Genomic DNA, 5,092 nt, shown 5'->3' with positions numbered 1-5,092 from the left:
GGAAAATGCGCCTGAGCCAGCCCCAGCAGATGATGGCCGCGGAGCGGGAGATCGTGGACGAGGCCTACGCCGGGGACATCATCGGCGTCTTCGACCCCGGCATCTTCTCCATCGGGGACACCGTCACCGTGCCGGGAAAGAAGTTCCGCTACGCGGGCATCCCCACCTTTGAGCCGGAGCACTTCATGCGGGTCTCCCCCAAGGACACCATGAAGCGCAAGCAGTTCATCAAGGGCACGGAGCAGATCGCCCAGGAGGGCGCGATTCAGATCTTCAAGCGCCCCGGCGGCGGCATGGAGGAAGTGGTGGTAGGCGTCGTCGGCACCTTGCAGTTCGACGTGTTTCAATACCGCATGAAGGCGGAGTACGGCGTGGACCTCTATATGGAGGGCCTGCCCTACGACCATCTGCGGCTCATCACGGCGTGCTCCTGCAAGCCCGACGAGCTGGTGCTCTGCACCGGGGCCGCCATTTTGGAGGACTTTAAGGGACGGCTCCTGGTGGCCTTTGGCGGGGAGTGGTCCGTGGGCTTTTTGACAAAACACAATCCCGGTCTGGTGCTGGAGGACGCTCTGAGCGTGTCTTGAGGACGGCCCCGGAGCGGGGAGGGGCCCTTCCGGACGGGGGCCGGAAAGGAGGGACGGCGTGAAGCGAATTCTGATTGCGGAGGACGACCGGGCCCTGGGGGACGGGCTGTGCCTGGCCCTCAAGGGGCCGGAGGCGGAGCTTTCCCTTTGCCGGACCCTCTCCGCCGCCCGGTCCGCCCTGGGGGCGGGGAGCTTTGACCTGCTGGTTCTGGATGTGAACCTCCCCGACGGAAACGGGCTGGACTTCCTCCGGGAGCTCCGGCAAGAGAGCACCGTGCCGGTCATCCTGCTCACCGCCAATGACATGGAGACCGACATTGTGGCGGGGCTGGAGTCCGGGGCGGACGACTATGTGACCAAGCCTTTTTCCCTGGCGGTGCTCCGGGCCCGGGTCAACGCCCAGCTCCGCCGGAAGGGGACGGACTCCGCCCGGGAGGGTCCCGTGGTTCTGGGGGCGTTTTCCTTTGACTTCGCAGGCATGGAGTTTCGCCGGGACGGGCAGCTCGTCGACTTGAGCAAGACGGAGCAAAAGCTCCTCCGCCTTCTGGTGGAGAACCGGGGCCGCACCCTGCCCCGAGGGCTGCTGGTGGACCGCATCTGGACCGACGGAGCGGAGTACGTGGACGAGAACGCCCTGTCCGTGACGGTGAAGCGCCTGCGGGGCAAGCTGGAGGAGAACCCCTCCAAGCCCCGTTACCTGAAGACGGTCTACGGCATTGGCTATACCTGGTCCCTGGGGGAAAGAGAGGGCTGAGGCGCGATGGAGACGGGAACCCTCTGTCTGGCCGCTCTGGCCGCGGCGCTTCTGGCGCTGCTCCTCTGGAACCGCCGGCGGACACGCCGCCTGCTCCTCCGTCTGGATGAGATGCTGGACCGGGCCATCCGGGGGGAGTTCCGGGAGGAGGCCTTTGACGAAAGCCTTCTCTCCGCCGTGGAGACGAAGCTGGCGTACTATCTCAGCGCCTCCGCCGTCTCCGCCCGGAACCTTCAGGAGGAGAAGGACAAGATCAAGGCATTGATCTCGGACATCTCCCACCAGACCAAGACCCCCATCGCCAATGTGCTGCTCTACACCCAGCTGCTGGAGGAACGGGATCCGGACTGCGGCGAGTACACTGCCGCTCTGGGAAGTCAGGCCCGGAAGCTCCAGTCCCTGATTGAGGCGCTGGTGAAAACCTCCCGCCTGGAGACGGGGATGCTGGCCTTCCGCCCCAGGCCCGGGCCCCTGGCTCCGGTGCTGGAGGAGGCTGTGGCCCAGTTTGGCCCCGCAGCAACGCAGAAGGGGCTGGCCCTGACGCTGAAGGTCCGGGAGGAGACGGCGGTCTTTGACGCCAAGTGGACGGAGGAGGCGGTGTGCAACCTGATTGACAACGCCGTGAAGTACACGCCCTCCGGGGGACGGGTGACGGTCAGCGCCCAGGCCTATGAGCTCTTTGCCCGCGTCGACGTGGCCGACACCGGCCCCGGCCTTTCGGAGGAGGAGCTGACGGAGGTGTTCCGGCGGTTCTGGCGGGGCCCGGGCGCCTCGGAGACGGAGGGCGTGGGCGTGGGGCTGTACCTGGTCCGGCAGATTGCCGGGGGACAAGGCGGCTATGTCAGGGTCTTTTCCCGGCCGGGACACGGGGCGAAATTCTCCCTCTTCCTGCCCAGGGGCTGAGGAGATTCTGTCAGGATTGTTAGATTTCAGAAAGATTGTGGAAAGATTCCTCGTGTAAAGTCTGTATTGTCGAAAGGCAGTACAGACTTTACTTCTTGGAGGTATTGGATATGACCATCTTGGAAACAAAAGACCTGCGAAAGCATTACGGCTCCGGCGAGACGGAGGTCCGGGCCCTGGACGGCGTGGATTTACGGGTGGAGAAGGGGGAGTTTGCCGCCGTCGTCGGCACCTCGGGCTCCGGAAAATCCACCCTCCTCCACATGCTGGGCGGGCTGGACCGGCCCACCTCCGGCTCCGTCACTGTGGACGGGAAGGACATCTTCTCTTTGAAGGACGAGGCGCTGACCATCTTCCGCCGCCGGAAGATTGGCTTCGTCTTCCAGAACTACAACCTAGTCCCCGTCCTCAGCGTCTATGAGAACATCGTTCTGCCGATCCAGCTGGATGGGCAGAAGCCCGACGGGCCTTATGTGGACCGGATCATCGAGACCCTGGGTCTGGAGAAAAAGCTTCAGAACCTGCCCAACAACCTCTCCGGCGGCCAGCAGCAGCGGGTGGCCATCGCCCGGGCCCTGGCGGCCAAGCCCGCCATCATTCTGGCCGACGAGCCCACGGGAAACCTGGACTCCCGGACCAGCCAGGACGTGATGAGCCTTTTGAAAATCACCAGCCAGAAGTTCGCCCAGACCATTGTCATGATTACCCACAACGAGGAAATCGCCCAGATGGCGGACCGCATCATCCGTATTGAGGACGGGAAAATCCGCTCCTCCCGGAGCACCGGAGAGGAGGCGTGACCATGATCCGCGTTGCCAACCAGGGCTGCATCCGCCGCTTAGGGCTGCGCTCCATGAAAGCCGCCCAGACCCGGAACATCGTGGCGGTGCTGGCCATCGCCCTGACCACCGTGCTCTTCACGTCCCTCTTCACCATCGCCGCCTCCATCAACTATTCCTTCCAGCAGGAGAACTTCCGCCAGGCGGGCGGCGACTTTCACGGCACCATCAAGGGCCTCACCTGGGAGCAGGTGGAGGAAATGCGGACGGACCCGCTGATTCAAGGGGACTTCGCCCGGTTGTTCGTGGGTATGCCCATAGACCCGCCCTTCAACAAATCCCATGTGGAGGTCTCCTACCTGGAGCCCGCCGCCGCGCCCCACTACTTCTGCCAGCCAGTCGAAGGGACCCTCCCCCGGGAGGGCACCGATGAGGCCGCCACGGACACCCGCGTTCTGGCCCTTCTGGGGGTGGAGCCGAAGGTGGGCGCGCAATTCACCATTTCCTTCTACCTTGACGAAAACACCTCCAACCGGAAGCTGGTCACCCGGACCTTCACCCTCTCGGGGTGGTGGGAGTACGACAGCGCCCTGGTGGCAAGCAACGTGCTCCTGCCCCGCTCCGCCGCCGAGGAGTTCTGCGCCCAGGGCAGCGGGGACCCCTACTCCATGACCGGTGAATGGAACCTGGACATGATGTTCCAAAACGACCTCCAGATTGAGGAGAACATCCTTCAGGTCCTGGAGAACCATGGCTATCAGCACGACGACCCCCAGGGGGAGAATTACTTGAGAATCGGCGTCAACTGGGGCTACTCCGGGGCCCAGCTTTCCAACAGCTTTGATATCTCCACGCTGATCGCCATTGTGGTTTTGCTGCTGCTGATTATCTTCACAGGCTACCTGATTATTTACAACGTCTTTCAGATTTCCGTCACCAACGACATCCGGTTTTACGGTCTGCTGAAAACCATCGGCACCACCGGCAAGCAACTCAAGCGCGTCGTCCGGCAGCAGGCCCTGCTTCTCAGCCTTATCGGCATCCCCATTGGACTGCTCCTGGGCTTTGCCATCGGCAACAAGCTCACCCCGGTCATCATGGCCCAGCTGAGCTACAAGAACGCCTTCGTCTCCTTCAATCCCCTGATTTTCATTGGAGCGGCGCTGTTCGCCCTGCTGACCGTGTTCCTCTCCTGCGCCCGTCCGGGCCGCATGGCGGCGAAGGTCTCCCCGGTGGAGGCCGTGCGCTATACCGAGGGCGGCGGGCCGAAAAAAGCCGGGAAGCGGGAGAAGGTCCGCAAGGCCCAGAGCGGCGCGTCCCTGCCGGGCATGGCTTGGGCCAACCTGGGCCGGAGCCGGGGGAAAACCGTGGTGACGGTCCTCTCCCTGACCCTGGCGGTGGTGCTGGCCACGATTACCTATACCTTCGCCACCGGCTTCGACATGAACAAGTACCTGGCCCAGAACGCCGACGTGGACTTCATCCTGGGGGACGCGGCCTACTTTCAGACCAGCGGCGGCTTCCGCTCCACGGACGAGGCGGTGCCGGAGGAGATCATTTCCGATGTCAACGCCCAGGACGGCGTGGAGGAGAGCGGACGGGTGTATGGCAATGTCTCCGCCGTGAAGGAGTTTGTCACCGAGGACTGGCTCCGGATGGGCTATGGAACGTATAACTCCCCGGAGGTTGTCGACCAGATCATAGAGCTTACGGAACGTCTCCCCAACGGGCTTCTGGAGACCGGCTTGCAGCTGTACGGCATGGAAGATTTTCCTCTGAGCCTGCTGGATGTGCTGGAGGGAGACCTGGCTCCCTTGTCGGACCCCACGCAGAACGCCATTGCCGCCGTCTACCGGCCTGACGACTACAACTCCACCCAATGGGACAGCAACTGGGCTAAGCTGGGAGATACCGTGACGGTCCGCTATATCACCGAGATGGAATTTTTTTACCGGGACACCGGAGAAATCTTTACGGACGTGGATACCGCCATCGAGAGCGGCCGTTCCTGGGGAGAGCGGGCCAAGGTCTACGAGGATATTGACTACACCGTCTGCGCCCTGGTGCAG

At 63.2% G+C, this 5,092-nt stretch carries 4 protein-coding genes and 1 pseudogene; all 5 read left to right on the top strand.

Going from position 1 to position 5,092, the window contains the following annotated elements; all coding sequences use genetic code 11:
• Positions 1–587, top strand: a pseudogene (locus QZ329_RS14905) (peptide chain release factor 3); the annotation flags it as partial.
• A gap of 58 nt (positions 588–645) precedes the next feature.
• Positions 646–1,341, top strand: a complete 696-nt coding sequence (locus QZ329_RS14900) for a response regulator transcription factor (RefSeq protein ID WP_295753793.1) — start codon at positions 646–648, stop codon at positions 1,339–1,341.
• A gap of 6 nt (positions 1,342–1,347) precedes the next feature.
• A complete protein-coding gene (locus tag QZ329_RS14895) occupies positions 1,348–2,244 on the top strand; it encodes a HAMP domain-containing sensor histidine kinase (RefSeq protein WP_295753792.1) in 897 nt (298 codons plus the stop codon).
• 110 nt (positions 2,245–2,354) lie between these two features.
• Positions 2,355–3,044, top strand: a complete 690-nt coding sequence (locus QZ329_RS14890) for an ABC transporter ATP-binding protein (RefSeq protein ID WP_295753790.1) — start codon at positions 2,355–2,357, stop codon at positions 3,042–3,044.
• A gap of 2 nt (positions 3,045–3,046) precedes the next feature.
• On the top strand, positions 3,047–5,092 hold a 2,046-nt coding region (locus QZ329_RS14885), incomplete at its 3' end, for an ABC transporter permease (protein WP_295753789.1).

Origin of the sequence: uncultured Oscillibacter sp., assembly GCF_910579365.1 — a bacterium.
Taxonomy (GTDB): domain Bacteria; phylum Bacillota; class Clostridia; order Oscillospirales; family Oscillospiraceae; genus Oscillibacter.
Note: the sequence above shows the minus strand (reverse complement) of the source record. Positions and strands in the feature narration are given on the sequence as shown.

What these genes read in the sequence shown, in the direction of transcription:
- QZ329_RS14895 (WP_295753792.1), top strand. Translation starts at nt 1,348, where the DNA reads ATGGAGACGGGAACCCTCTGTCTGGCCGCTCTGGCCGCGGCGCTTCTG.
- QZ329_RS14890 (WP_295753790.1), top strand. Translation starts at nt 2,355, where the DNA reads ATGACCATCTTGGAAACAAAAGACCTGCGAAAGCATTACGGCTCCGGC.